At 71.6% G+C, this 25,083-nt stretch carries 23 protein-coding genes; 9 read left to right on the forward strand and 14 right to left on the reverse strand.

Going from position 1 to position 25,083, the window contains the following annotated elements; translation table 11 throughout:
- Positions 1-216 precede the first annotated feature (216 nt).
- From lpdA to LDO26_RS16465, 3 genes are read right to left on the reverse strand one after another with little or no spacing between them, the layout of a single operon-like run.
- On the reverse strand, positions 217-2,103 hold the full coding sequence (gene lpdA / locus LDO26_RS16455) for a dihydrolipoyl dehydrogenase (protein ID WP_232132184.1): 1,887 nt from the start codon (positions 2,101-2,103) through the stop codon (positions 217-219).
- On the reverse strand, positions 2,103-3,719 hold the full coding sequence (locus tag LDO26_RS16460; protein ID WP_232132185.1) for a GNAT family N-acetyltransferase: 1,617 nt from the start codon (positions 3,717-3,719) through the stop codon (positions 2,103-2,105). Before LDO26_RS16460 ends, lpdA begins: the two co-directional genes overlap by 1 nt.
- 17 nt (positions 3,720-3,736) lie before the next feature.
- Complete coding sequence (locus LDO26_RS16465) at positions 3,737-5,155, reverse strand: dihydrolipoyllysine-residue acetyltransferase (RefSeq protein ID WP_232132186.1); 1,419 nt, start codon at positions 5,153-5,155, stop codon at positions 3,737-3,739.
- Between the two features lie 413 nt (positions 5,156-5,568).
- Here LDO26_RS16465 and LDO26_RS16470 point away from each other — a divergent pair, with 413 nt between their 5' ends.
- Positions 5,569-6,231: an OmpW/AlkL family protein gene (locus LDO26_RS16470; RefSeq protein WP_232132187.1), complete on the forward strand. Its 663-nt coding sequence runs from the start codon at positions 5,569-5,571 to the stop codon at positions 6,229-6,231.
- 323 nt (positions 6,232-6,554) lie between these two features.
- Here LDO26_RS16470 and LDO26_RS16475 read toward each other — a convergent pair whose 3' ends face one another.
- The 4 genes from LDO26_RS16475 to LDO26_RS16490 all read right to left on the reverse strand — a co-directional run bounded on the left by LDO26_RS16475 (position 6,555) and on the right by LDO26_RS16490 (position 10,246).
- A complete protein-coding gene (locus LDO26_RS16475) occupies positions 6,555-7,343 on the reverse strand; it encodes a hypothetical protein (RefSeq protein ID WP_232132188.1) in 789 nt (262 codons plus the stop codon).
- Positions 7,344-7,496: 153 nt separating this feature from the next.
- The gene (locus LDO26_RS16480) at positions 7,497-8,036 is read right to left on the reverse strand and encodes a DUF1453 domain-containing protein (protein ID WP_232132189.1); all 540 of its coding nucleotides are present in this window, start codon (positions 8,034-8,036) and stop codon (positions 7,497-7,499) included.
- Between the two features lie 151 nt (positions 8,037-8,187).
- The gene (locus LDO26_RS16485) at positions 8,188-9,123 is read right to left on the reverse strand and encodes a DMT family transporter (RefSeq protein WP_232132190.1); all 936 of its coding nucleotides are present in this window, start codon (positions 9,121-9,123) and stop codon (positions 8,188-8,190) included.
- 73 nt (positions 9,124-9,196) lie between these two features.
- A complete protein-coding gene (locus LDO26_RS16490; RefSeq protein ID WP_232132191.1) occupies positions 9,197-10,246 on the reverse strand; it encodes an NAD(P)-dependent alcohol dehydrogenase in 1,050 nt (349 codons plus the stop codon).
- Positions 10,247-10,383: 137 nt separating this feature from the next.
- On the opposite strand from LDO26_RS16490, the gene LDO26_RS16495 reads away from it, so the two are divergent.
- A complete protein-coding gene (locus LDO26_RS16495) occupies positions 10,384-10,866 on the forward strand; it encodes a YajQ family cyclic di-GMP-binding protein (RefSeq protein ID WP_232132192.1) in 483 nt (160 codons plus the stop codon).
- A gap of 10 nt (positions 10,867-10,876) precedes the next feature.
- A complete protein-coding gene (locus LDO26_RS16500) occupies positions 10,877-11,482 on the forward strand; it encodes a DUF1415 domain-containing protein (RefSeq protein WP_232132193.1) in 606 nt (201 codons plus the stop codon).
- 257 nt (positions 11,483-11,739) lie between these two features.
- Here the strand turns inward: LDO26_RS16500 and LDO26_RS16505 are convergent, their stop codons facing one another.
- The gene (locus LDO26_RS16505; protein ID WP_232132194.1) at positions 11,740-12,903 is read right to left on the reverse strand and encodes a prephenate dehydrogenase; all 1,164 of its coding nucleotides are present in this window, start codon (positions 12,901-12,903) and stop codon (positions 11,740-11,742) included.
- A gap of 247 nt (positions 12,904-13,150) precedes the next feature.
- Here LDO26_RS16505 and LDO26_RS16510 point away from each other — a divergent pair, with 247 nt between their 5' ends.
- The 4 genes from LDO26_RS16510 to fabB all read left to right on the forward strand — a co-directional run bounded on the left by LDO26_RS16510 (position 13,151) and on the right by fabB (position 16,440).
- A complete protein-coding gene (locus tag LDO26_RS16510) occupies positions 13,151-14,215 on the forward strand; it encodes a cation diffusion facilitator family transporter (RefSeq protein ID WP_232132195.1) in 1,065 nt (354 codons plus the stop codon).
- Positions 14,212-14,523, forward strand: a complete 312-nt coding sequence (locus LDO26_RS16515) for an ArsR/SmtB family transcription factor (protein ID WP_232132196.1) — start codon at positions 14,212-14,214, stop codon at positions 14,521-14,523. The genes LDO26_RS16510 and LDO26_RS16515 overlap by 4 nt, the downstream gene beginning before the upstream one ends.
- Before the next feature lie 178 nt (positions 14,524-14,701).
- Entirely contained in the window at positions 14,702-15,211 is a 510-nt protein-coding gene (fabA, locus tag LDO26_RS16520; protein WP_232132197.1) for a 3-hydroxyacyl-[acyl-carrier-protein] dehydratase FabA, read from the forward strand.
- A complete protein-coding gene (fabB, locus tag LDO26_RS16525) occupies positions 15,208-16,440 on the forward strand; it encodes a beta-ketoacyl-ACP synthase I (protein ID WP_232132198.1) in 1,233 nt (410 codons plus the stop codon). Before fabA ends, fabB begins: the two co-directional genes overlap by 4 nt.
- A 190-nt stretch (positions 16,441-16,630) precedes the next feature.
- Here the strand turns inward: fabB and LDO26_RS16530 are convergent, their stop codons facing one another.
- Positions 16,631-17,329 (reverse strand): pseudouridine synthase, encoded by a 699-nt coding sequence (locus LDO26_RS16530; RefSeq protein WP_232132199.1) that lies wholly within the window; start codon positions 17,327-17,329, stop codon positions 16,631-16,633.
- On the reverse strand, positions 17,326-18,390 hold the full coding sequence (locus tag LDO26_RS16535) for a class I SAM-dependent methyltransferase (RefSeq protein ID WP_435594115.1): 1,065 nt from the start codon (positions 18,388-18,390) through the stop codon (positions 17,326-17,328). Before LDO26_RS16535 ends, LDO26_RS16530 begins: the two co-directional genes overlap by 4 nt.
- A 157-nt stretch (positions 18,391-18,547) precedes the next feature.
- Here LDO26_RS16535 and LDO26_RS16540 point away from each other — a divergent pair, with 157 nt between their 5' ends.
- Positions 18,548-18,808, forward strand: coding sequence for a hypothetical protein (locus LDO26_RS16540; protein WP_232132224.1), 261 nt, complete (start codon positions 18,548-18,550; stop codon positions 18,806-18,808).
- A gap of 65 nt (positions 18,809-18,873) precedes the next feature.
- On the opposite strand, the gene LDO26_RS16545 is transcribed toward LDO26_RS16540, so the two are convergent.
- Positions 18,874-21,402: an ABC transporter permease gene (locus LDO26_RS16545; protein ID WP_232132201.1), complete on the reverse strand. Its 2,529-nt coding sequence runs from the start codon at positions 21,400-21,402 to the stop codon at positions 18,874-18,876.
- Positions 21,399-22,136 (reverse strand): ABC transporter ATP-binding protein, encoded by a 738-nt coding sequence (locus LDO26_RS16550; protein WP_232132202.1) that lies wholly within the window; start codon positions 22,134-22,136, stop codon positions 21,399-21,401. The genes LDO26_RS16545 and LDO26_RS16550 overlap by 4 nt, the downstream gene beginning before the upstream one ends.
- Positions 22,137-22,244: 108 nt before the next feature.
- On the opposite strand from LDO26_RS16550, the gene LDO26_RS16555 reads away from it, so the two are divergent.
- Entirely contained in the window at positions 22,245-22,946 is a 702-nt protein-coding gene (locus tag LDO26_RS16555) for an arylesterase (RefSeq protein WP_232132203.1), read from the forward strand.
- A 211-nt stretch (positions 22,947-23,157) separates the two neighbouring features.
- Here the strand turns inward: LDO26_RS16555 and LDO26_RS16560 are convergent, their stop codons facing one another.
- Together LDO26_RS16560 and LDO26_RS16565 are read right to left on the reverse strand one after the other, a co-directional pair.
- Positions 23,158-23,859 carry a M23 family metallopeptidase gene (locus LDO26_RS16560; RefSeq protein ID WP_435594116.1) on the reverse strand — a complete coding sequence of 234 codons (702 nt, stop codon included), beginning with the start codon at positions 23,857-23,859 and terminating at the stop codon, positions 23,158-23,160.
- Positions 23,860-23,875: 16 nt separating this feature from the next.
- Positions 23,876-24,904 (reverse strand): L,D-transpeptidase family protein, encoded by a 1,029-nt coding sequence (locus LDO26_RS16565; protein WP_232132205.1) that lies wholly within the window; start codon positions 24,902-24,904, stop codon positions 23,876-23,878.
- Between the last annotated feature and the right edge of the window lie 179 nt (positions 24,905-25,083).

Consider the following 25,083-nt stretch of genomic DNA (forward strand, 5'->3'; position numbering starts at 1 on the left):
TTCCGACGTGCCGAATCTACGCAACAAGCTCGATGGCTTCAGGGCGGGTACGGCATCGTCGGAACCTCCCGGATCACCGGGAGAGTCTGCCTGATCAGGGCTGACTCCAAGACACAAGGGCGGGTCTCGACCCGCCATTGTGTCGCCCGGCGTGGCGGGTCGGGACCCGCCCTACCTCCGGCGATTGACTCGCAGCCTCTCGGCCGGGCGAAGAACCTATTTCTTCTTCGGGATGTAGAGGTCGGTGATGGTGCCGTCGTAGACCTCGGCGGCCATCGCCACCGATTCGCTGAGCGTGGGATGCGGGTGGATGGTGTGGCCGATGTCGGCGACCTCGGCGCCCATCTCGATCGCCAGCGCGGCCTCGGCGATCAGGTCGCCGGCATGCACGCCCACGATGCCGGCGCCGACGATGCGGTGCGTGGCCTCGTCGAAGATCAGCTTGGTGAAGCCCTCGGTGCGGCCGATGCCGATCGCGCGGCCGCTGGCGGCCCACGGGAACTTGCCGACGCCGACCTTCAGGCCCTTGGCCTTGGCCTCGGTCTCGGTGATGCCGACCCACGCGATCTCCGGATCGGTGTAGGCGACCGACGGGATCACCCGCGCGACCCACTCCTTCTTCTCTCCTGCGGCGACTTCCGCGGCCAGCTTGCCCTCGTGCGTGGCCTTGTGCGCCAGCATCGGCTGGCCGACGAGGTCGCCGATCGCGAAGATGTGCGGCACGTTGGTGCGCATCTGCGCATCGACGGCGATGAAACCGCGCTCGCCGACCCGCACGCCGGCGTTGCCCGCGCCGATCTTCGCGCCGTTGGGCGTGCGGCCGACGGCGACCAGCACGCGATCAAAGAGCTTGGTGTCGGGAATGCTGTCGCCGTCGAACGTGACGACGATGCCGCTCGAGTCCGCCTTGGCCTCGACCACCTTGGTCTTCAGGTGCACCGACACGCCCTGCTTCTTCAGCCGGTCGGCCAGCGGCTTGACCAGGTCCTTGTCGGCGCCGGGCATCAGCTGGTCGGCGAGTTCGACGACGGTGACCTCGGCGCCGAGCGCGTGGTAGACCGTCGCCATCTCCAGGCCGATGATGCCGCCACCGACGACCAGCAGCTTGTCCGGCGTCTCGGCCAGTTCCAGCGCGTCGGTCGAATCCATGACCCGTGGGTCGTCCCACGGGAAGCCGGGAAGCTTCAGCGCCTGCGAGCCGGCGGCGATGACGCACTGCTCGAAACGGACCAGCGTGGTCTTGCCGTCGTCGCCGGTCACCTCGATCTCGTTCGCCGACACGAACTGGCCGGTACCGGTGACCACGCGGACCTTGCGCTGCTTGGCCATGCCGGCCAGGCCCTTGGTCAGCTGGCCGACGACCTTCTCCTTGTAGGCGCGCAGCTTGTCGAGCGCGATCGTCGGCGCGCCGAACTCGACGCCGTAATCGGACGCATGCCTGGCCTGGTCGATGACCTCGGCGGCATGCAGCAGCGCCTTCGACGGAATGCAGCCGACATTGAGGCAGACGCCGCCGAGCGTGGCATAGCGCTCGATCAGCACGGTATCCAGGCCAAGGTCGGCGGCGCGGAACGCCGCGGTGTAGCCGCCGGGACCGGAGCCGAGCACGACGATGCGGCATTCGACGTCGGCCTTGCGGCCGGTCGACGGCGAGGCCTTGACCGGTTCCGGCTCGGCGGGTGCACGGTGCGAGCGGGTGACGGGGGGGTTGCTGCCGGGGGCGTCGCCTTTGCTCCCTCCCCCGCTCGCGGGGGAGGATTGGGGTGGGGACGCTTTGTCGCCTTTGCCCTCACCCGACGCGCGCTGCGCGTCGACCTCTCCCGCAGGCGGGAGAGGTGATTCGGTCGCCGCATCCTTGGCATCACCGCTCTCCACGATCGCGACCACACTGCCTTCCGACAGCGTGTCGCCGACCTTGACCTTCAGTTCCTTCACCACGCCTGCAGCCGACGACGGCACTTCCATCGTCGCCTTGTCCGATTCCAGCGTCACCAGGCCCTGGTCGACCGCGACGGTATCGCCGACCGCGACCAGCACCTCGATCACCGGCACGTCGTCGTAGCCGCCAATGTCGGGGACTTTCACTTCGAGGGTCTTGGCCATCACGGGTTCTCCGGGGGTTGCGTCGGATCGGGGGCCGCCACGCGCGACGCCGGGCGCCGGGCCCAGGTCAGCGAGTAGAGATCGTGGCGGCGATCGTTGAGGTTCTGTACCGTGCCGTCGTTGCGGGCAACGGTCAGGTCGTTGAGGCGCAGGTCGGCGAAGGCCACCTGCTCGACGTTCGGCGTGGTGTCGGCGGCGATGCCGTCGCGCGCGAACGGGAAATCGCTCGGCGTCAGGATGCAGCTCTGCGCGTACTGGATGTCGAAGTTGTTGACGCCCGGCAGGTTGCCGACGTTGCCCGACAGCACCACGTAGCACTGGTTCTCGATCGCGCGCGCCTGCGAGCAGTAGCGCACCCGCAGGTAGCCCTCGCGGGTATCGGTGCAGAACGGCACGAACAGGATCATCGCGCCCTGGTCGACGAGGTGGCGGCCGAGTTCGGGGAATTCGCTGTCGTAGCAGATCATCACCCCGATCGGCCCGCAGTCGGTGATGATCGCCTGCGCGCTGTCGCCGCCGCCGATGCCCCACCAGGTGCGTTCGTTGGGCGTGGGATGCAGCTTGTCGCGGGTGTGCAGCGAACCGTCGCGCAGCGCGACGTAGCAGATGTTGCGCACCTGGGCGTCGGCGCCGGCATTGGTGCGCGTGGGATGCGAGCCGCCGATGATGTTGATGTTGTGGCGCACCGCCAGCTCGCTGAGCAGCGTCGCGAAGCGCTCGGTATAGCCGGTCAGCGCCAGCATCGAGTCCTGCGGCGACAGCGGCCGGTTCTCGACCGACAGCAACTGCAGCGTGAACAGTTCCGGGAACACCACGAAATCGGCGCGGTAGTCGGCGGCGATGTCGACGAAGTATTCGACCTGGGTCGCGAACTCGTCGAACGAGGCCACGCGCCGCTGCTGGTACTGCACCGTCGCTACGCGTACCGAATCGGGCAACGGCCGCTGGCTGCCGCGGGTGCTGGCGTTGGGATCGATCTTGGGATTGCGCCAGACCAGGTGCGCCGCGTAGCCGCGCGACTCGAGGTCGGACGGCTGGTAGCCGGGCAGCACGCCGATCAGCTCGAAGCCGTTGCGCAGCTGGAAGCTCAGCGCGCGGTCGCGGATGCGGCCGGCGCGGACGTCGTCGACATAGGCGCGCACGTCACCGCCGTAGCGCTTCGCGCGGCGCGCGAAGCCGGGCAGGCGGCCGCCGAACACGATGCCCTTGAGCCCGAGCTCCTGGCACAGCCGCTTGCGCAGTTCGTACAGCCGCCGGCCGATGCGCAGGCCGCGATGCTGCGGGTCGACGCAGACCTCCATGCCGTACAGCCAGTCGCCGGTCGACAGGTGCCGCGACGCATAGCCGCCGCCGGAGATCTCCAGCCAGCGGTGCGGCGCCATCGCGCTCTTCTCGTCGATGCGGAACGTCGCGCAGTAGCCGACCGCGACATCCTCGTAGATCGCGACGAACATGCCCTGCGGGAACTGCGCGATCTGTCCGGTCAGCATCTCGACGGTATAGCCGCCGTCGACGCCGTACACGCGCTCGGACAGCGCGACGATCGCCGGGATGTCGGCGACTTCCGCCGGACGCACCGTCAGGCGCGCCTGTTCGCGCGGGGACGCCTCGCCCACGCCGGGCGCCCCCGGGCTTACAGCAGCACCCGGCGCATGTCGCCGAGCAGCTGCGCGAGGGTCGCGGCGAAGCGCGCGGCCGCGGCGCCGTCGATGACGCGATGGTCGTAGGACAGCGACAGCGGCAGGACCAGGCGCGGCTGGAACGCCTTGCCGTCCCAGACCGGCTTGATCGACGACTTCGACACGCCGAGGATCGCCACTTCCGGCGCGTTGACGATCGGCGTGAAGCTGGTGCCGCCGATGCCGCCCAGCGAGCTGATCGAGAAGCAGCCGCCCTGCATGTCGGCCGGGCCGAGCTTGCCCTCGCGCGCCTTCTTCGCCAGCGCCGAGGTCTCCTGCGCGATCTCGATGACGCCCTTCCTGTCGGCATCGCGGATCACCGGCACCACCAGGCCGTTGGGCGTGTCGGCGGCGAAACCGATGTGGAAGTACTTCTTCAGCGTCAGCGTCTCGCCGGCCGCGTCGAGCGAGCTGTTGAAACGCGGATACTGCTTGAGCACCGCGACCGAGGCCTTGATCAGGAACGCGAGCATGGTCAGCTTGATGCCGGCCTTCTCGTTTTCCTTGTTGAGCTGCACGCGCAGCGCCTCGAGATCGGTGATGTCGGCATCGTCGTGCTGGGTGACGTGCGGGATCATCGCCCAGTTGCGCGCGAGGTTGGCCGCGGAGATCTTCTGGATGCGGCCCAGTTCCTGGGTCTCGACCTCGCCGAACTTGGCGAAGTCGACCTTCGGCCACGGCAGCAGGTTCAGGCCGCCACCGCCCACCGCAGGCGCACCGGCCGCCGTCTTCGCGCCGCCGGCCAGCACGCCCTTGACGTACTGCTGCACGTCCTCGCGGACGATGCGGCCGGCGCGGGCGCTGCCCTTGACCTGCGCCAGGTCGACGCCGAGCTCGCGCGCAAACAGCCGCACCGCGGGGCTGGCATAGGGCACCTTGTCGGGCAGGATCGCGTCGGCGTCGAAACGCACCGGTGGCTGGCCGCTGCCCGCCTGAGCACCGGCCTGGCTGTTGTCGATCGAGGCCTGGGCGATGTTGTCCGGCGTCTGCGACACCTCGACCGGCGCCACCTGTGCGCCGGTTTCCGCGGCCGGCCGCACGTCCTGCGGTGCTTCGGGCTCGGCACGCGGCGGCTGTGCCTCGCCTTCGCCGGTGCTCCCGCCCGCACCGGCGCTCTCGTCCGCGCCGGCGTCCGCACTCTCGATGATCGCGACCACGCCGCCTTCCGACAGCGTGTCGCCGACCTTGACCTTCAGTTCCTTCACCACGCCTGCAACCGACGACGGTACTTCCATCGTCGCCTTGTCCGATTCCAGCGTCACCAGGCCCTGGTCGACCGCGACGGTATCGCCGACCGCGACCAGCACCTCGATCACCGGGACATCGTCATACCCGCCAATGTCGGGAACGCGTGCTTCTTTCAGGTCGGCCATGCGGCCCTCCGGGCATGTCGGGGCCCGCTATTGTGGCCCCCTGCCCGCGCCGCGCCAACTGTTGTCTGGCGCGGCGGTCCGCGACCGCGCGCCGGCCCCCCGTCGCCCCCCGGCCGCGCACCTTCGCCACCGTGCCATTTGTGCGCGGTACAGCCAGTCCTCCACGGCGATACGCATCACGAACCGCGCCGCGAACGGCTTCCTGCTGAACGCGGTGCGCAGGTTCCCGAAGACGCCGTGAAGAGTTCGATTGCCTTCAGGAACCGCAAACCGGCGATTCAGCCGACGCTCGCCAGCATGGCCCCGCCTTCCCGCAGAGGAAGGTCGCGACGCCGGCTCCGCCGGGCGCGACAACGCGATCGCCGGCCCGCCCCCGCGGTGCCGGCGCTGCAGAACCCAGAGGAGAACTCCCCATGTTGAAGTCGAACATCCTGAAATCGAGCCCGCGTGCACTGGCCCTTGCCACCCTGGCAACCTTCGCCGTCTCGTCGGCGGCCTTCGCCCAGGACAGCTTCGCCCCGAACGGCGGCGACACCGCGTCGGGCAAGCGCGTCTCGATCGTCGGCGGCGCGACGTTGCTGCAGCCGACCAAGCACAGCAGCAACGACGGCATCGAGGTCGACGGCGGCCCGACGCCGACCGCCTCGGTGTCCTACCACTTCACCGACAACATCAGCGCCGAGCTGTGGGGCGCGCTGGACAAGTTCGACCACCGCGTGCGCGGGCCGGAAGGCAAGATCGGCACCGTCGAGCAGCAGCCGATCGCGCTCAGCGGCCAGTACCACTTCGGCCAGGCGGACAACACCTTCCGCCCGTTCGTGGGCCTGGGCTACCACCACTCCAACATCAGCGGGGAAGACCTCAACCCCGGTGGCGACCATGTCGGCCTGACCACGCCCAAGGGCGCGATCGGCACCGTCGGCCTGGACATGAACATCACCCCGACCTGGTTCGCGCGCGCCGACGCCCGCTACCTGCGCAGCCGCGCGGACGTACGCGAGGCCGGCGCCAACACCGGACAGGAACTCAAGCTCGATCCGTGGACCGTCGGCGTGGGTATCGGCGCACGCTTCTGATCCTCTCTCTCCAGAGTCGTGCCCGGAAGGACCCGCTTCGGCGGGTCCTTTTTTTGGTTCTTCTCCGAAGTCCGGGGAAGATGGCCACCCCGATCCTGCGTAGGTCGGCCCCGCGCGGCCGACGCGCGCGACGTCCGGATCCACGAGGTGACGCTGGATCCCGCCTGCGCGCTCGGGCCGTAATTCCCGGCGTCGGGGGCGTTGCCCCGACCTACGATCGAAACTTCCGGTGATCGGCGACGACGTTTCCTGTGGGGCATCGCCTGCACGATATCCGCAAGGCGGCGCCGGAAGCAGCCTTCCCCCGGACGCCAATGGCGGTTTCAGTCGCCGATCAGGCGCAACCCGAACGTGAGCCAGCCGTCCTCGATGTATTGCAGGCTGCCGCCGATGTCCAGGCCGACCGTCATCGGGTTGGCGAAGAACGCGTCGGCCTGCGCCGCGCTCAGTCCGTAGCTCGTGGTGAGCAGGCGCCGCGAGATGCCGGCGATGCATACCGACGAGTCGCGCTCGTGGCGCACGACGCGGGTATCGGCCGGCAACGGCAGCTCCAGGGTCTCGGTCGCGGTCAGCGGGATCGTCAGCCGGCCGGCCAGCGGCGCGTCGGTGTTGGGGTCCACCAGTCCGGGCGCGGACAGGGCCGCGTTGTCGATGGTCAACGTCGGGCGTACCGACAGCCGGCCGACGACGGCGGCCCCGCCTGGTGGATTCGGATTGGCGTAGGTCGCACGCAGATACGGCGACAGCCACGGGCACAGCAGCGAATGGCTGGCGTTGGCCGGCAGGCGGATGCGGACCACGGCATCGTGCTGGAAATAGCTCGTCTGCGGCGCGGGCAGCGCGACCACGCAGCGCGTGGCCTGGGTGGTGCCGCTGGTGGTCAGGCTGGGGTCGCAGACAGGGTCGAGTGCGACGTCGGCCTGCATCACGCCAAGCCAGCGCAGCGTACGCCCGAACGAGGCGGCGTCGCCGACGTCGGCGGTGAGGACGGGAAGGCGCCGCTGGCCGGCGGCATCGTCAGCGGACGGGGTGACCTGGCCGCCGGCGACCGCAGTGGCGGACGCGGCGCAGACCAGGGCGCAACCCAGAAACAGAAAAGGAACAACACGCATTCGAACGCTCCATGACGACGTCCGCGCACTGCGGACCATCTCCAGGGAACGGGAAACGGCGCCCGGACCCGACAGACGGCGGCATCAGGCGTCCGCGCCGCCACCACGGGCATTCGACGACGGTCGCGCGAGGCAGGCGATGCTCTCACCCGCTCAGCGCAGCCAGCGCCCCAGCCGCCGCTGCAGCAACCAGGCATAGGCGGCGTGGTAGCCCAGGACCAGGCCGGCGACCGCGAACAGGCTGGCCTGGTCGCCGAGCAGGCCCCATTGCGCCAGTGCCTCGTGCTGGCCGGACATGCGCTGCACCAGTTGCCAGATCGCCACGCCGATGCGTGCAACCACCACCAGGGTCAGCCCCAGCACCAGCCAGCGGTTGGGCGTGTACCAGACGTTGCCCGGCTGGTGCTCGACCCGGGTCAGTGCCCAGCCCAGACCGCCGAGCAGCAGGCCGGCCAGCACGCCGATCGCGGCATAGGCGAAGGCATGGTCGACCAGCAGGCTGGTCGCCAGCATCGCGCCCAGGAACAGCAGCGTCGACGCCGGGATCAGGACCGCGTTGAGCCGGGTCAGCCAGCGCAGCGGCCGCCGCCGCGACGTGCCGACGCGATAGCGGTTCCACAGCGCCAGCGGCCACAGCAGTACCGCGGCGCACAGCAGGAGCAACAGGACGAGGAACAGCAGCAGGATCGGCATCGCGCCAGCATGCCGGTTGCGGCGTGCAGAAGGCGAGCAGGGCCGGCATGCGCCGCCTCTCCGCGCCTCGGGACGCCCGCCCGGGCATGCGCGCGCGGTCGTCGTCCCGGCCACGGCGCGGCAACCGGCACCGTCCGTGCCGGCTGCCGCGCTACGGCGGCGGCGTGCGATCCAGGCGCTTGACCTCGCCGTCGACCGGCGCGCCGCCCTTGGCCAACACCCGCTCGCGGCGGAACATGTACAGGCCGCTGGCGACGATGATCGCCGCGCCCAGCCAGGTCATGCCGTCGGGCAGCACCTGCCAGACCACGAGGTCCAGCAGCACCACCCAGACCAGCGCCGTGTATTCCAGCGGCGCGACCTGGCTGGCCTCGCCGAGGCGGAACGCATGGGTCAGCCCGACCTGCCCGAGCGCGCCGGTCACGCCGATCAGGCCCAGCACCCACCAGTGCCCGCGCTGCAGCGGCTGCCAGTCGGGCCACGCGAGCGCGCCGGCGAACAGCGCCATCAGCACCAGGAACCAGAACACCAGCGCCTCGGGGCTGTCGCGCTGGGCCAGCTTGCGCACGGTGATCGACGCGACCGCGTAGCACAGCGCGCCGCCGACCACGGCCAGGCCGGCGAGCGTGGCCACGCCCTCGCCGGTCGGGCGCAGCACCACCAGCACGCCGACGACGCCGAGCGCGATCGCGGTCCAGCGCCGCGGGCCGACCTTCTCGCCCAGCAGCGGCACCGCCAGTGCGGTGACCATCAGCGGCGACACGAACACGATGGCGTACGCGGTCGACAGCGGCATCCGTGCCAGGCCGTAGACGAAGCCGGCGATCATGCCGACCCCGAGCAGGCCGCGCAGCAGGTGCAGCGGCCAGTGCACGTGCAGCAGGCTGCCGGCGCGGCCGCGCAGCGCGATCCAGGCCAGGACCAGCGGCAGCGTCGCCAGGCTGCGGAAGGTCGCCACCTGGAACGCCGAATAGTCGTTGGCGATCCACTTCATGCCGGCGTCCATGCCCGCGAACGCGAGCACCGCGAACAGCATCCACAATGCGGCGGCGCGGGCATCGTTGCGGGATGTGGCGGAGCGGGACATGCGTACGCAGCCTGGGGCGGGCCGCGCATCCTCGCACGGACGCGCGCGCCGGGCACCCGGCGCGCGCACGGGCTCAGCGCGACAGGCTGGCGATGTCGATGACGAAGCGGTAGTGCACGTCGCCCTTGAGCATGCGCGCGTAGGCGGTATTGATGTCGGCGATGTCGATCAGCTCGATGTCGGCGGCGATGCCGTGCCCGGCGCAGAAATCGAGCATCTCCTGGGTCTCGCGGATGCCGCCGATCAGCGAGCCGGTCAGCCGCCGGCGCTGCATGATCAGCGCCGCCGCGGCGACCGGCGCCGGCGTCTCCGGGATGCCGAGCAGGATCATCGTGCCGTCGGTCTTCAGCAGCGACAGGTAGGCGTTGTAGTCGTGCGGCGCGGACACGCTGTCGACGATGAAATCGAAGGACTTCGCCAGCGCCTTGAACGTGGCCTTGTCGCGGGTCGCGGCGAACGCGTGCGCGCCGAGCGCCAGCGCGTCGTCGCGCTTGGACTCCGAGGTGCTGAGCACGGTGACGCGCGCGCCCATCGCCGCGGCCAGCTTGACCGCCATGTGGCCCAGCCCGCCGAGGCCGACCACCGCGACCTCGTCGCCCGCCTCGACCCCGAAGTGGCGCAGCGGCGAGTAGGTGGTGATGCCGGCGCACAGCAGCGGCGCCGCGGCGTCGAGCGGCAGCCCCTCGGGGATCCGCAGCACGTAATCCTGGTCGACGGTAATGCGGGTCGAGTAGCCGCCGTAGGTCGGGCCGCTGCCGTCGCGCGCCATCGCGTTGTAGGTGCCGGTCATGCCCTGTTCGCAGAACTGCTCCTCGCCGGCCTCGCACTGCGCGCAGTGGCGGCAGGAGTCAACGAAGCAGCCGACGCCGACCGCATCGCCGACCGCGAACTTCGTCACCGCACCACCCACCTCGGCGACGCGGCCGACGATCTCGTGCCCCGGCACCATCGGGAAGATCGCCCCGCCCCACTCGTCGCGGACCTGGTGCAGGTCGGAATGGCAGACGCCGCAGTAGAGGATGTCGATCAGCACTTCGGCCGGGCCCGGCGGGCGGCGCTCGATGGTGGTCGGGGCCAGCGGCGAGGCGGCGTCGGCGGCGGCATAGGCGGGCGTGGCGTGCATGGGGAAGGTTCCTCGTGTGGCAAACCGATAGTGTGGACCCGCGGGCGTCGCGGGTGCGGCAACGGCGCCTGGAACAGTGCGTGGCGCGCGGCTGCGGTAACCTGCGCGCCTCCACGCAGCAACGCAGGAACCCCGCCATGCCGTCCTTCGACATCGTCTCCGAAGTCGACACCCACGAACTGACCAATGCCGTCGACCAGGCCAACCGCGAGCTGACCACGCGCTTCGACTTCAAGGGCGTCGATGCGAAGTTCGAGCGCGAGGAGTCGGTCATCACCCAGTCCGCGCCCAGCGAGTTCCAGATCCAGCAGATGACCGAGATCCTGCGCCAGCGCCTGGCCGCGCGGAAGATCGACATCCGCTGCCTGGAGTTCGGCGACATCGACACCAATCTGGCCGGCGCGCGGCAGAAGGTCACCGTCAAGCAGGGCATCGAGCGCGACCTGGCGAAGAAGATCCAGACCACGCTCAAGGGCGCCAAGCTCAAGGTCGACAGCCAGATCAACGGCGACAAGCTGCGCGTGACCGGCAAGAAGCGCGACGACCTGCAGGCGGCGATGGCGCTGCTGCGCGCCACCGAGTTCGAACTGCCGCTGCAGTTCGACAACTTCCGCGACTGAGCGCCGCGCGATGCTGCCACCGGAAGCTGGCGCGGACGACCCGATCGCCGCGACCCGGCGCTGGCTCGAGCGCGCGGTGATCGGCCTGAACCTGTGCCCGTTCGCCAAGGCGGTGTACGTCAAGGACCAGGTGCGCTTCGTGCTCAGCGAGGCGACCACGGCCGAAGACCTGCTGCTGCAGCTCGGCGAGGAACTCGCCTACCTGCGCGAGACACCGGCCGAGGCCGTCGACACCACGCTGATCGTGCATCCGCGGGTGCTGGCCGACTTTCTCGACTACAACGACTTCCTCGACGACGCCGACGCGCTGGTCGAGGCGCTCGGCCTGGAGGGCGAGCTGCAGGTCGCCAGCTTCCATCCGCACTACCAGTTCGCCGGCACCGCGCCCGACGACGTCGGCAACTGCACCAACCGCGCGCCGTACCCGACCCTGCACCTGCTGCGCGAGGACAGCATCAGCCGCGCGGTGGACATCTTTCCCGACCCGGACGCGATCGTGGAACGCAACATCGCGACCCTGGAGAAGCTGGGGCGCGACGGCTGGGAGCGGCTGCTGCAGGGATGTAGGTCGGCCCGAAGCGGCCGACGCCCCGGGAACGCCCCGTCGGCGGCGTAGCGCCGACCTACGGGTCAGGCGCGGCCAGACGCAGGTCGGCCCGAAGCGGCCGACACCTCGGGAACGCCCCGTCGGCGGCATAGCGCCGACCTACGGGTCAGGCGCGGTCGGACGCAGGTCGGCCCGAAGCGGCCGACGCCTCGGGAATGCCCCCGTCGGCGGCGTGGCGCCGACCTACGGATCAGGCGCGGCCAGACGCAGGTCGGCCCGAAGCGGCCGTCATCCCGGGAACGCCCCGTCGGCGGCGTGGCGCCGGCCTACCCGCGCTCGATCACCCGCCCCGTCCCGCTGGCATCGACGTCGGCCACGGCCGCGGCCAGCGCCCGTGGATCGCAGTCGCCCGGCAGGCCGATGCGGAAGTGCAGCTCGCCCGCCAGCGTGCGCGAGGAATGGATCGAACCGAGGTTCACCCCGTGGCGCTCGAACAGGTGCAGCAGGTCGCGCAGCGAGCCGGGGCGGTCCAGCGGCAGGTGCACGCTGACGAAGCGCTCGCCGGCCAGGTCCGCGAGCAGGTAACCGACCCGCTCGAAGGTGTAGTTGCCCTGCGCCAGCGCGTCGTCGCCGATGCCCGCGCGCAGCGACGCCAGCCACTGCCGGAACTCGGCGCGCGCCGCGTCGTCGCCCTGCAGCACCAGCGCATGCAGCCGCGCGATCCGCGCCGACAGCTGGCCCAGCACGTCGGCGACATGCGGGTTGCCGAACTGGATGTCCTCGTAGATCGCCGGGTTCATCGACAGGATGCGCGCGATCATCGCCGCGTCCAGCTCGAACGAGGCCGAGCGGAACGGCATCAGCGCCGCCAGCGGGCCGAGGTCGGCGGCCTGCGCCTGCAGCACGCCGGCCTGGCCGAGATGGCCGGCGTGCACCAGCCCCTGCACCAGTGCCATGACCCGGTCGTGGTGCGCGGCGTCGGCCTGCACGGTCTCGCCCTGCAGCGCGGCCAGCATCCGCTGCAGCCACGGCCGCCAGCGGTCCAGGCGCGCCTCGCAGACCACGACCACGCGCCCGGCGAGGGTCGGCGATTTCGGCGGCGCGGCCATCGGATGCAGGCCGGCCACCTCGGCGCGCGAACGCAGCATCGCCGCGACCGGCGCCTGCTTCAGCGAGGTCACGTCCAGCCACAGCCGGCCCCGCTCGCGGCCGCCCGAACGCGCGACGCAGGCGTCGATGACCGCGACGGTGACCCGGATCGGCGCGGCGAACACCAGCACGTCGGCCGCTTCGAGCACGCGCTCCAGCGGGTCGCTGTCCGGCGCCGCGGGATCGTGGCCGAGTACGCGCAGGTCCATGCGTTCCTCGAAGAAGCGGCGCAGCCAGCGCCCGTAGGCGCCGGCGCTGCCGACGATGCCGACGGTCGGTGCGTGGACGGGGGCAGCGGGCGCGGCGCGCGCGGGAACGGAAGACGATGGGGAAACGGCCATGCGCGCATTCTGAACCGCTTCGCCTCTCCTGATAGCCCCGATCCTCGGGTTTGCTCCCCCGTAAAGGGCGCAATGCCCCGCGAACGCAGAAAGAGGCCGGAATGGCGGACGACGCGGGCACGCGGAGTGTTTCGCGCCGGCCGAACGCGGATCCGGCCATCCCGGAGGATGTGCAGTGCACCCGGGCTTCAAATTAATATAAACATATGTTTATATATTTGATCACTCGGCAGCGGACCGTCCGCGCATGTCCCACGCACACCACCAGCACGAACACCACGACCACGGCGCCCACGGCCATGCCCATGGCACGCACGGCCACGCGCCCACGGTGTCGGCACGCAACGAACGCGTGGTCCTGACCGGCTTCCTGCTGACCGCGGGCTTCATGCTGGTCGAGGTGGTCGGCGGCGTGCTGTCGGGCTCGCTGGCACTGATCGCGGATGCCGGCCACATGCTGACCGACGCCGCGGCGCTGGCGCTGGCCTGGGTCGGCTTCCGCATCGGCCGGCGCGCGTCGGATGCGCGCAGGACCTTCGGCTACATGCGTTTCGAGGTGCTGGCCGGGCTGGTCAACGCGATGACCCTGTTCGCGCTGGTGGCGTGGATCGTCTGGGAGGCGGTCCAGCGCCTGCGCAGCCCCGGCGAAGTACTGGCCGGGCCGATGCTCGCGGTCGCGGTCGTCGGCCTGCTGGTCAACTGCCTGGTGTTCTGGATCCTGCATCGCGGCGACCAGTCGCACGTCAACATCCGCGGCGCGACGCTGCACGTGCTCGGCGACCTGCTGGGCTCGGTCGCGGCGATCGTCGCGGCGCTGGTGATCCACTTCACCGGCTGGATGCCGATCGACCCGATCCTGTCGGTGCTGGTCTGCCTGCTGATCCTGCGCAGCGCGTGGTCGCTGCTGCGGGGCGCCTTCCACATCCTGATGGAGGGCACGCCGCCGGACATCGACATCGGCACCCTGCGCGCCCACCTGATCGAGGAGATCGACGGCGTCGCCGCGGTCGACCACGTGCACGTGTGGTCGATCACCTCGGGCAAGGTGCTGGCGACGCTGGAACTCACGTTGGCCGAAGATGCCGAACCGGCGCGCGTGGTGCCCGCGGTCAAGCAGGCGCTGGCCGGGCGTTTCGCGATCGGCCACACCACCGTCGAGGTCGTGCATGCGCCGCAGGCGCAGTGCACGCTGGAGCGTGGCGACGGGCCGGGCGCGGCGCACGCGCACACCGCTGACGATGGCGATGCGCACGGGCACGCCGGCCATGTCCACGACGACCGCGGCCCCGCCCCGCACGGCGCGGCCCGATGACCGGCGGCGACGACGCGCGCATCGCGATCCTCGCCGAGACCTTCCGGCTGCTCGGCGACCCGACCCGCCTGCGGGTGCTGCTGGCCTGCGTCGAGGGGCCGGTCGCCGTCGGCGAGATCGCCAGCCGCACCGGGGCGTCGCAGCCGCTGGTCAGCCACCACCTGCGGCTGCTGCGCGGCGCGCGCCTGGTGCGCGGCGAACGCCGCCAGCGCCGGGTGCTGTACGCGACCGACGATGCCCACGTGCGCGACATGCTGCTGGACATGCTGGCGCATGCCGCCGAGGACGCGGCGGCGTCCACCGGCTGACACTGGCCGCGGGGCCGCATCGATAGCGCGGATGACGCCGGTACGGCCGATCGCCCGCGCGCATTACGCAGCCCGTGTCGTCCCGAGCGCAGCGTACCCGTGCGTACGGGCAATGCCGTGCCCGTTCCGCGATAATCGGACAAACGCGTTCCCCACGCGTGCACGGGTGGTCGATCCGATGAAGGCGTCCTTCAGCTACGCGCAACTGATCGCATCCGGAGACGGCACGCTGTTCGGACCCGGCCGCGGCCGCCTGCCCGCGCCGCCGATGCTGATGTTCGACCGCATCACCCACATCGACGACGACGGCGGCCCGCACGGCCTGGGCCAGGTCCGCGCCGAACTCGACGTGCGCCCCGACCTGTGGTTCTTCCAGTGCCATTTCCACGGCGATCCGGTGATGCCCGGCTGCCTGGGCCTGGACGCGATGTGGCAGCTGGTCGGCTTCTACCTGACCTGGCAGGACCTGCCCGGGCGCGGGCGCGCGCTGGGCGTGGGCGAGGTCAAGTTCACCGGCGAGGTGGGCCCGGACGCGAAGCTGGTCCGCTACGAGATCGACATCAAGCGGGTGATCCGGCGCCGGCTGATCCTCGGCATCGCCGATGCGCGGATGCTGGTCGACGGCCAGGAGATCTACACCGCGACCGACCTGCGCGTGGGCCTGTTCAAGCGGGAAGGCGACGCATGAACCGCGCCGCGCACGGCCGGCGCGTGGTCATCACCGGCGCGGGCATCGTCTCGTGCATCGGCAACGACCTCGAGACCGTCGCCGCGGCGCTGCGCGACGGCACCTCCGGCATCACCCACGACGCGTCCTACGCGCGGATGGGCCTGCGCAGCCAGGTGTCCGGCCGCCCGCAGGTCGACCTGGACGCCGCCATCGACCGCAAGCTGCTGCGCTTCATGGGCGACGCCGCCGCGTTCGCCTATCTCGCCCTGAAGGACGCGATCGCGCAGTCGGGGCTGTCGCAGGCGGAGATCTCGCATCCGCGCACCGGCCTGATCATGGGCTCGGGCGGCGGTTCGCCGGAAAACCTGATCGGCGCGGCCGACACCCTGCGCGAGAAGGGCGTGCGCCGGGTCGGCCCCTACCAGGTCACGCGCACGATGAACTCGACGGTGTCCGCGTGCCTGGCCACCGCGTTCGCCATCAAGGGGCTGAACTACTCGATCTGCTCGGCCTGCGCCACGTCGGCGCACTGCATCGGCGTCGCCGCGCAGCAGATCCGGGCCGGCCTGCAGGACGTGGTGTTCGCCGGCGGCGGCGAGGAGGTGCACTGGGGCATGGCGATGCTGTTCGACGGCATGGGCGCGCTGTCGAGCAGGTACAACGACACCCCCGAACGCGCCTCGCGCGCCTACGACACCGACCGCGACGGCTTCGTCATCGCCGGCGGCGGCGGCGCGCTGGTGCTCGAGAGCCTGGAGCACGCGCAGGCGCGCGGCGCGACGATCCTCGGCGAACTGGTCGGCTTCGGCGCCAGTTCCGACGGCGTGGACATGGTCGCGCCGTCGGGCGATGGCGCGGTCGCCTGCATGCGCATGGCCCTCGATGGGCTCGACGGCGGCATCGACTACGTCAACACCCACGGCACCTCGACCCCGGTCGGCGACGGCAGCGAACTGCGTGCGATGCGCACGGTCTTCGGCGACGCGATGCCGCCGTTCTCCTCGACCAAGTCGCTGACCGGCCACTCGCTGGGCGCGACCAGCGTGCACGAGGCGATCTTCTGCCTGCTGATGCTGCAGCGCGGCTTCATCGCCGGCTCGATCAACGTCGACACGATCGACCCGGAAGCGGAAGGACTGCCGCTGGTGCGCGAGAGCCGGCCGGCCGAACTGCGCACCGCGCTGTCGAACAGCTTCGGCTTCGGCGGCACCAACGCCAGCTTGGTGCTGCGGCGCTGGGAAGGCTGAGAAGATCCGACTGGCACCGATTCAAGCCCGACACTCGCGATCCGTCATGCCCGCGCAGGCGGGCATCCAGTGACTTCAAGCCGCTCAGCCCGTCCGAAAGACGCTGGATGCCCGCCTGCGCGGGCATGACGGCGCCGAGTCCGTGGCGTTCAACTCTGACCCGGTGTCCGCGCAGCCTGGTGTCGCGACACTAGGCGAACACCGCGTCCAGATCCGCCGCATCGAGCCGGCGCCATTGCCCTTCCCCGAGATCGCCCAGCGACAGCCCGCCGACCCGGCTGCGGTGCAGCGCCTCGACGTGGTTGCCGACCGCGGCGAACATGCGCCGCACCTGGTGGTAGCGGCCCTCGGTGATGATCAACCGCGCGCGGGTCGGCGCCAGCACCTCGAGCACGGCCGGCTTCAGCGGCGTGGCCTCCGCTTCCAGTAGCATCGCGCCGCTGGCGAACAGGGCCGCCTCGTCGCCGCGCAGCGGCGTGGCCAGCGTGGCCTCGTAGACCTTCGGCAGCCCGGCCTTCGGCGAGATGATCCGGTGCAGCAGCTGGCCGTCGTCGGTGAACAGCAGCAGCCCGCTGGTGTCGCGGTCGAGGCGGCCGACGCTCGACAGCGCCGGCGCGCGCAGCCGGAACCGTGGCGGCAGCAGGTCGTACACCAGCCGGCCGGTGTCCTTGTTCGAGCAGGTATATCCCGCCGGCTTGTGCAGCAGCAGGGCCAGGCCCTGCGGCGGATCGAGCGGTTCGCCGTCGACGCGGATGTCGTCGTGCCCCACCCGGTCGTCGGCGTACAGCACCTCGCCGGCGGCGTCGGTGACCCGGCCCTCGCGGAACATCCACGCGACCTGCTTGCGGCTGCCGTAGCCGAGGTTGGCCAGCAGCCTGACCAGCTTCACGCGCGCGCTCCCGCCGGCGCCCCGCGCGCGCGGACCGCGTGGATCACCTTGAACGCGCCGCTGGACGCGACCTCGCGCACCTCGCCGAAGCGCGCGTCCAGCACCTCCTCGTACGGCAGGTGCCGGTTGGCGACCAGCCACAGCGCGCCGCCGGGCCTGAGCGCGGCCGCGGCGGCGGCGATGAACGCACGCCCGATGTCGGGGCGGCCTTCGCGGCCATGCGCATGGAACGGCGGATTGCTGACGATGAAATCGTACGACTGCGGCAGCCCGGCGGTGACGTCGCGCCAGTGGTAGCCGATGGCGGCGGCCGCGCCGAGCGCGTCCAGGTTCTGCCGGGCCAGTGCCAGCGCGCGGCCCTCGGCCTCGTACACGTCGAGCGCGGTCACGCCGGGGCAACGCTGCAGCAGTTCCGCCGACAGGAAGCCGTAGCCAGCGCCCAGGTCGGCGCCGCGTCCGGCCAGCGTCCCGGGCAGGTGCGCGGCGAGCAGGGCCGACGCGGGATCGATGCGGTCCCAGGCGAACACGCCGGGCCGGCTGACGAAGCGTCCGCCGAGGATCGGCCGCGGCGCATCCAGCGCCGCCCACTCGTCGACCAGCGCGCCGTCCACGGTGTCGCCGGCCTGCGCCCAGAACACCCGGCACTTGTGCTTCGACAGCGACGCGACGTTGCCGGCGACCCGCGCCAGGTCCGCCTGCGCGGACTTCGCGCCCTCGTCGTTGGCCACGCTGGCGACCACCCGGCCGCCGGGCGTCACCGCCTGCAGCGCGCGCGCCAGCACCGCGCGCGATTCGTCGCGCTGGCGCGGCGGCAGCACCAGCACCAGCGGCTTGCGCGGCAGCGCGGCGTCGCCTTCGTCGCCCGGCAGCACGTCCAGTCCGGCGCGCTGCAGCGACTCGTGCAGCGGCCGGAAGCTCTGTTCGCAGACCAGCCCCGGCCAGCGTCCGCCGGTGGTGGCGATACCGGCGCGCGCGCGCAGGAACAGCGCACCGTCCCGCGGCCACGGCAGCAGGCCCTGCACCAGCGGCAGGAACAGGGTATCGAGGGCAGGGTCGGACATGGGCATCCCGTGGCGGCACGAGCCGCGGATTCTACCGGCACGGGGCGGCCGGCAAGGGCGACAGCGGCGCAGCAACGCCGCGTTGATGCCACGGCAACATCCGCGCCGGCACGATGGCGGCGACTTCCCGCCACCACCCAAGGAGACCGCGATGCCCATCCGTGCCCTGTTCGTCGACGGCGTCATCGACAACAACGAACTCGACCTCGACGGCAGCGAACCGCCGGTCCACTACCCGCCGGAAACCGGCAGCGGCCAGTCGCGCTACCGTCTGCACGCGGTCGGCCGCAAGGACGGCGCCATCGTCTACGCCGTCTACGGCGCGCCGGACGTCGCCACCGGCGAAGTGCTGCGGGTCAGCGCCGAACGCGACTACGCGCGGCGGTTCGGGGCGACGTCGGAGGATCCGGTGGAGTAACGCGGAGCGGGACGGCCACCACGCCGATCGTCCCGCCCGTCAGGTCCGCCGCGGTGACGCCTGCGTCAGTTCTGCAGCTCCCGCAGCGTCACCGACGGCGGCGCGTCCAGCACCCGGCGCGTGGCCCACAGCCCGGCCAGCAGGGTGACCAGCACGCCGAGGCCGCCGCCGACCACGGCCAGCAGCCAGTTCGGCCGCCACGGCAGGTCGAAGACCTGCACCGCGACGACGCCGGCCAGCACCGAGGCGGCGATCGCCGCGACCAGGCCCGACAACAGGCCGATCGCGGCGAACTCCGAGGCCTGCGCCATGCGCAGCTGCGCGCGGCGTCCGCCGAGCACGCGCATCACCCCGCCTTCGAGCAGGCGCTCGTCCTGGCTGGCGCTGACCGCGGCCAGCAGCACCAGCACGCCGGCGACCAGCGAGAACCAGAACACCACCTGGACCACGGTCGAGACCTGGTCGGCGGTGCTGCGCACCTGCTCCAGCACCGCGTCGATGTCGACCACCGACAGGTTCGGGAACTGGCGCACCAGGTCGGCGGTGAAGCGCGGCACTTCCGGCGGCACCCGCACCGCGGTGATGTGGCTGGCCGGATAGCCGTCGAGGGCGCCGGGGGATGCGACGACGAAGAAGTTCGGGCGGAAGCTCTCCCATTCGACGCTGCGCAGGCTGGTGATCGGCGCCTCGAAGCGCTGGCCGGCGATGTCGAAGGCGATGCGGTCGCCGATCCGCCAGCCCAGGTCGTTGGCGAAGTTCTCCTCGACCGAGATCTCCGGGCTCGCAGGCACGCGCGCGCCCCAGAACGTCCCCGCGGTGACGCGGTTGTCGTCGCGCAGGTCGGTCTGCATCGACAGGTTGAACTCGCGCTCGGCGCGGCGCTGCGACTGCCGGTCCTGCTCGGCGTCGCCGGTGCGGCCGAGGTAGTCGTCGCCGCGCACCGCTTCGCCGTTGCGCTCGACCAGACGCGCACGGACCATCGGGAACAGCACCGGGGCGTCGACCCCCTGCCCGGCGATGAAGGCGCGCACCGCGTCCAGCTGGTCGGGCTGCACGTTGACGATGAAGCGGTTCGGCGCCTCTTGGCCGAGCGCGAGCTGCCAGCGGTCGAGCAGGTCGGTGCGCACGAAGGTCAGCAGCAGCAGCGCCATCAGGCCGAGGCCGAGCGCGCTGATCTGGGCGATGCTGGTCGAGGCGCGCCGGCTGACGTTGGCCAGGCCGTAGCGCAGGCTGCCGCGCAGGCGCGTGCGCAGCGCGCGCACGACCAGGATCAGCAGCCACGCCAGCAGCGCGAGTACCGCGAACGTCGCCAGGATGCCGAGCAGCATCGCGCCGCCGAGCGTCGCCGAGCCGGCCTTCCACCACAGCAGCGCCGCGAGGCCGCCGAGCCCGGCCAGCGCGACCAGCCAGGCGCTGGGTTCGGTGCCGTCGAGGTCGCGGCGCAGCACGCGCAGCGCCGGCACCCGGCGCAGCGCCAGCACCGGCGGCGCGCCGAAGGCCATCAGCACGACCAGGCCGACGCCGTAGCCCTGCAGTGCGGGCAGCCAGCCGGCCGCCGGGATCGACAGCCCGAGCTCGGCCTCCAGCCAGCGGCCGACGCCCCACTGCAGGGCGAAGGCGAGTGCGACGCCGAGCGTGCACGCGATGCCGCCGAGCAGCAGCAGTTCGCCGACGTGGATGCCGACCAGCGTGCGCTGCCGCGCGCCGAGGCAGCGCATCACCGCGACCGACGACAGGTGCCGCTCGCTGTGCTGGCGCGCCGCCATCGCCACGGCGACCGCGGCCAGGATCACCGACACCAGCGCGGCCAGGCCGAGGAAGCGGCCGGCGCGGTCGAGCGAGGAGCGCACTTCCGGGCGCGCGTCGCCGATGGTCTCGATGCGCTGGCCGCGGCCGAGCGCACCGCGCGCGGTGGCGACGAAACGGTCGACCGCGCTCGCGTCGCCGGCGACGACGAGGCGGTAGCGGATGCGGCTGCCGAGCTGCACCAGCCCGGTCGATTCGAGGTCCGACAGGTGCAGGAACACCTTCGGCGCGACGTTGAAGTAGTCGATCGACGCGTCGGGCTCCTGCACCACCAGCGCGGTCAGGCGGAACGTGCGCGTGCCGATGCCGACGCTGTCGCCGACCGCCGCGCCCAGCGTGTCGGCGCCGGCGCGGCTCATCCACAGCGTGCCGGGTTCGGGGACCGCGGCCGCGTCGCGTTCGACGCCATCGGCGCCGACGATGCGGAAGCTGCCGCGCAGCGGGAAGCCGTCGCCGAGCGCGCGCAGGTCGCCAAGACGCAGGTTGGCGCCGTCGCCCTCGCCGACCCGGATCATGCTGTCGAGCTCGACGGTGTCGACATGCTGCAGTCCCGGCGCGGTCGCGGCATCGCGGACCGCGCCTGCGATCGGCGCGTCGCCGCGCACCACCGCGTCGCCGCCGAGCAGGCGGTTGGCCTCGATCGCCAGCGCGCGCTCGGCGCGGTCGGTGACGAAGCCGACCGCGGTCACCGCGACCACCGCCAGCACCAGCGCCGCGAACAGGATGCGGATGTCGCCGGCGGCGAAGTCGCGGCGCAGCTGGCGCCACGCGAGCATCGGCACCCTCATGCGCCGGCCTCGTCGGCGACCAGCCGGCCGCTGTCGATGCGCAGCCGGCGCGCGCAGCGTTCGGCCAGGTGGTCGTCGTGGGTGACCAGCACCAGCGTGGTGCCGGCATCGGCGTTGAGCGCAAACAGCAGCTCGATGATCGCCTGCCCGGTCGCGGTGTCGAGGTTGCCGGTCGGTTCGTCGGCGAACAGCAGCGACGGCCGGGTCACGAACGCGCGCGCCAAGGCAACGCGCTGCTGCTCGCCGCCCGACAACTGCCGCGGATAGTGGTGCAGGCGCTCGCCCAGGCCGACGCGCGCCAGCACCTCGCGCGCCGGTCCCTCGACGTCGGCGTCGCCGCGCAGCTCCAGCGGCAGCATTACGTTCTCCAGTGCGTTCAGCGACGGCAGCAGCTGGAAGCTCTGGAACACGAAGCCGACCTTCTCGCCACGCACGCGCGCCCGGCCGTCCTCGTCGAGGCCGGAGATCGCCTCGCCATCGAGCACCACCGTGCCGCTGCTCGGCGTGTCCAGCCCCGCCAGCAGCGACAGCAGCGTGCTCTTGCCCGAGCCCGACGCACCGACGATCGCCACGGTGTCGCCGTGCGCGATGGTGAAACCGACGTCGGCAAGGATCGTCAGTTCGCCCGACGGCAGCGGGACCCGCTTGCCGAGGCCCCGCACCTCGAGCACGGGATGGTCGCGACGGGCGGTGCGGCGGTCGGTTTCAGCTTGTGTCGGGGTGGCGTCGGCCATAGTCCTTCCTGCATGGGGGCCCCCGCGGGCGGGGGCCGGTAACGAAGATTCATGGCGCGTGCCCAGCGGTCCGCCGGCGCCGGGGCACCGCAACGACCGGAGAGACAGATGCGCACATCGGGAATGCACCAGGGAACTGCGGCCACCAGGCGCCGGATGCAACCGCGCTGGCTGCGCTGGGCGGTGGCCTGCCTGCTGTCGCTGTCGGTTGTAGCACAGGCGCAGGCGCAGCCGGCGTCCACGCCGCCGGCGGATGCGCCCGCCCACACCCTGCTGGTCATGGGCGATTCGCTGTCCGCCGGCTACGGCATGGCGGCCGCGCAGGGCTGGGTCTCGCTGCTGCAGCAGCAGCTCGACGCCACCACGCCGGGCTGGCGGGTCGTCAACGCCAGCATCTCCGGCGAGACCAGCGCCGGCGGCGCGTCGCGGATCGCCACCGAGGTGGTGCGCCTCCAGCCGGACGTCGTGATCATCGCGCTCGGCGCCAACGACGGCCTGCGCGGCCTCCCGCTGGCGGAGGCGCGGCGCAACCTGGCGCGGATGATCGGCGCCTCGCAGCACGTCGGCGCCCGGGTGCTGCTGGTCGGCATGCGCATGCCGCCGAACCTCGGCCCGGACTACACCGCCGGCTTCGAGCAGAACTACCGCGACCTCGCGCAGCTGTTCGACACCGCGCTGCTGCCGTTCCTTCTGGAACCGGTCGCCGAGGATCGCGCCAATTTCCAGGACGACAACCTGCACCCGACCGTCGAGGCGCAGCCGGCGATCCTCGACCACGTGTGGCCGGCGCTGCAGCCGCTGCTGCGCTGAAGCGCTGTCCGCGAACGGCCACGGCCCGACTTCGGTTCTCCGCCTGACCGCTGGGCGCCTGGTCCGCGCAGGGTGGGTCCCGACCCGCCAGGCCGGTCGACAAGATTGGCGGGTCGAGGCCCGCCCTATGTCCGCTCCATGGATGGAGCCCCTCCGACTCCGCGTCTCTTCAGATCCGGACACCGCGCACGTCGGCCGTCAGATCGGCAGATCAACGTACCGGCGTATCGCCCAGCAGCGGATACGGATTGACCGGCTCGCCCTCCCACCACCGGCGCTCGGGTCCCAGGCGGAAGATCGCGAAATGCAGGTGCGGCGCGGCGGGATCGGCGTTGCCGGTGCTGCCGACATGGCCGATGACCTGGCCCTGCCGCACCGTCGCGCCTTCGGCCAGGCCGGGCGCGTAGTCCTGCAGGTGCGCGTAGTAGTACGCGTAACGGCCGCCGGGCTCGAACTGGTAGATCGTCAGGCCGCCGCGTTCGCTGTCGAACAGCTTTTCGATGGTGCCGTCGGCCACCGCCAGTACCGGCGTGCCGGCCGCCGCCATGATGTCCAGCGCTTCGTGCCGCCGTTCGTCGCCGCGCGCGTCGCCGAAGGTATCGGACAGCTGCGCGTACGCGATGCCGGCGACCGGCACGATCAGTCGCGGGGACGATGGATCGGACGGCGCGGCCGGCGATGCCGGCGGGCCGGACAGGATCGCGGCGTCCGTGGGGACGGGCGGTGGGAGCGGCGCCGCCCGGACGTCCGGTGGCGCGATCGCCTGCAGGTCGCGGGCCACGTTTTCGTCCTGCGCGACCGCTGCCGGAGATGGGACCGGTTCCGGCACGGCGACCGCGCGCTCGCCGCGCCACAGCCACAGCGCCACGTTCGCGGCCACCAGCAGCACCGCCGCCGTCGCGAGCAGGATCAGCGCGCGCATCGGCCGTTCACTCCTGCAGGACGACGGTCGTTCCGGGCTTGACGACATCGGCGACGCGGCGCGCGCTCCAGTTCGTCAGGCGGATGCAGCCATGCGATTCGGTCTTGCCGACGTTCGCCGGCACCGGCGTGCCGTGGATGCCGTAATGCGGCTTCGACAGGTCGATCCAGACCACGCCGACCGGGTTGTTGGGACCGGGCGGCAGCACCGCCTTCGCATGTCCCGGGTCGGCGTCCCAGAACAGGTCCGGGTTGTAATGGAACGTCGGGTTGCTGGCGACACCTTCGACCTTCCACTCGCCGACCGGCAGCGGGTCGTGACGGCTGCCGGTCGAGGCCGGGAACTGGGCGTAGACCTTGCCTTCGGCATCGACCAGCCGCAGCACCGCGTCGGAGTCGTCGACGACGACCCGGGCCGGCTCGGCCAGCGGCGCGGCATCGTCGACGTTCGGGACCACGATGCGCGCGCCCGCCCGCAGTTCCACATCGGGATTGAGCCGCGCCAGCAGCGCCGGCGACACATGGAAGCGTTCGCCCAGTGCCTCGGCCAGGCTCTCGTAGCCCAGCGCGTCGAGCTTCGACTTGTCCATCATGTCGGCGGGCAGGGCGCGATGGGGCCCGGCGACGTCCTCGGCGGTCAGTACATGGGTGACCAGCGCCGGCGGCGCGCCGTCGGTCAGCGCGGCCCAGGTGTCGGCGTCGAGCTCGCCGCTGGCCGTCAGGCCCCGATGGCGCTGGAACCCGGCGATCGCCTGCCGGGTGTTGCCGCCGGCGCCTGCATCGATCTCGCCCGGCGAGAAATGGGCACGGTCGAGCAGCACCTGGGCCCGCAGCAATGCCGCATCGCCGGCGTCGAGCCCGGCACCATTGACGCTGTCGGCGGTCAGCGCGACCGGCGCTTCGGGCGCGGCGGCGGTGCCCTGCGCCCGCACCTGCCATGGCAGGCAGGCCGCCAGCAGCGCGACGACGCACAGCAGCGACCGCGGAGAAGAACGCCACGAGGACGGCCGGGCGCGGGTGGGCAGGAATCGGCTCATGGAAGGCACCCTCGGCGAAAGATGCGGCCATCGTGCCGCGACAGGCTGCGCCCGACGCGTGAAGCCCGCGATGCGCCTGGCGGCAGCATTCAGTCGGGGCGGGGGGGCAATGCAGCAGGCGCGACCCGTCGCGCCATGCCGGATCGTCGGCGCAGGCGAACGGCGGCTGGCCGTCCTTG

Origin of the sequence: Proluteimonas luteida (assembly GCF_021191695.1) — a bacterium.
GTDB lineage: Bacteria > Pseudomonadota > Gammaproteobacteria > Xanthomonadales > Xanthomonadaceae > Luteimonas > Luteimonas luteida.

Bases quoted from the DNA above. Each gene is read 5' to 3' on its own strand.
- lpdA (WP_232132184.1), bottom strand. From the start codon at position 2,103: ATGGCCAAGACCCTCGAAGTGAAAGTCCCCGACATTGGCGGCTACGAC.
- LDO26_RS16465 (WP_232132186.1), bottom strand. From the start codon at position 5,155: ATGGCCGACCTGAAAGAAGCACGCGTTCCCGACATTGGCGGGTATGAC.
- LDO26_RS16470 (WP_232132187.1), top strand. From the start codon at position 5,569: ATGTTGAAGTCGAACATCCTGAAATCGAGCCCGCGTGCACTGGCCCTT.
- LDO26_RS16475 (WP_232132188.1), bottom strand. From the start codon at position 7,343: ATGCGTGTTGTTCCTTTTCTGTTTCTGGGTTGCGCCCTGGTCTGCGCC.
- LDO26_RS16480 (WP_232132189.1), bottom strand. From the start codon at position 8,036: ATGCCGATCCTGCTGCTGTTCCTCGTCCTGTTGCTCCTGCTGTGCGCC.
- LDO26_RS16485 (WP_232132190.1), bottom strand. From the start codon at position 9,123: ATGTCCCGCTCCGCCACATCCCGCAACGATGCCCGCGCCGCCGCATTG.
- LDO26_RS16490 (WP_232132191.1), bottom strand. From the start codon at position 10,246: ATGCACGCCACGCCCGCCTATGCCGCCGCCGACGCCGCCTCGCCGCTG.
- LDO26_RS16495 (WP_232132192.1), top strand. From the start codon at position 10,384: ATGCCGTCCTTCGACATCGTCTCCGAAGTCGACACCCACGAACTGACC.
- LDO26_RS16500 (WP_232132193.1), top strand. From the start codon at position 10,877: ATGCTGCCACCGGAAGCTGGCGCGGACGACCCGATCGCCGCGACCCGG.
- LDO26_RS16505 (WP_232132194.1), bottom strand. From the start codon at position 12,903: ATGGCCGTTTCCCCATCGTCTTCCGTTCCCGCGCGCGCCGCGCCCGCT.
- LDO26_RS16510 (WP_232132195.1), top strand. From the start codon at position 13,151: ATGTCCCACGCACACCACCAGCACGAACACCACGACCACGGCGCCCAC.
- LDO26_RS16515 (WP_232132196.1), top strand. From the start codon at position 14,212: ATGACCGGCGGCGACGACGCGCGCATCGCGATCCTCGCCGAGACCTTC.
- fabA (WP_232132197.1), top strand. From the start codon at position 14,702: ATGAAGGCGTCCTTCAGCTACGCGCAACTGATCGCATCCGGAGACGGC.
- fabB (WP_232132198.1), top strand. From the start codon at position 15,208: ATGAACCGCGCCGCGCACGGCCGGCGCGTGGTCATCACCGGCGCGGGC.
- LDO26_RS16535 (WP_435594115.1), bottom strand. From the start codon at position 18,390: ATGTCCGACCCTGCCCTCGATACCCTGTTCCTGCCGCTGGTGCAGGGC.
- LDO26_RS16545 (WP_232132201.1), bottom strand. From the start codon at position 21,402: ATGAGGGTGCCGATGCTCGCGTGGCGCCAGCTGCGCCGCGACTTCGCC.
- LDO26_RS16550 (WP_232132202.1), bottom strand. From the start codon at position 22,136: ATGGCCGACGCCACCCCGACACAAGCTGAAACCGACCGCCGCACCGCC.
- LDO26_RS16555 (WP_232132203.1), top strand. From the start codon at position 22,245: ATGCGCACATCGGGAATGCACCAGGGAACTGCGGCCACCAGGCGCCGG.
- LDO26_RS16565 (WP_232132205.1), bottom strand. From the start codon at position 24,904: ATGAGCCGATTCCTGCCCACCCGCGCCCGGCCGTCCTCGTGGCGTTCT.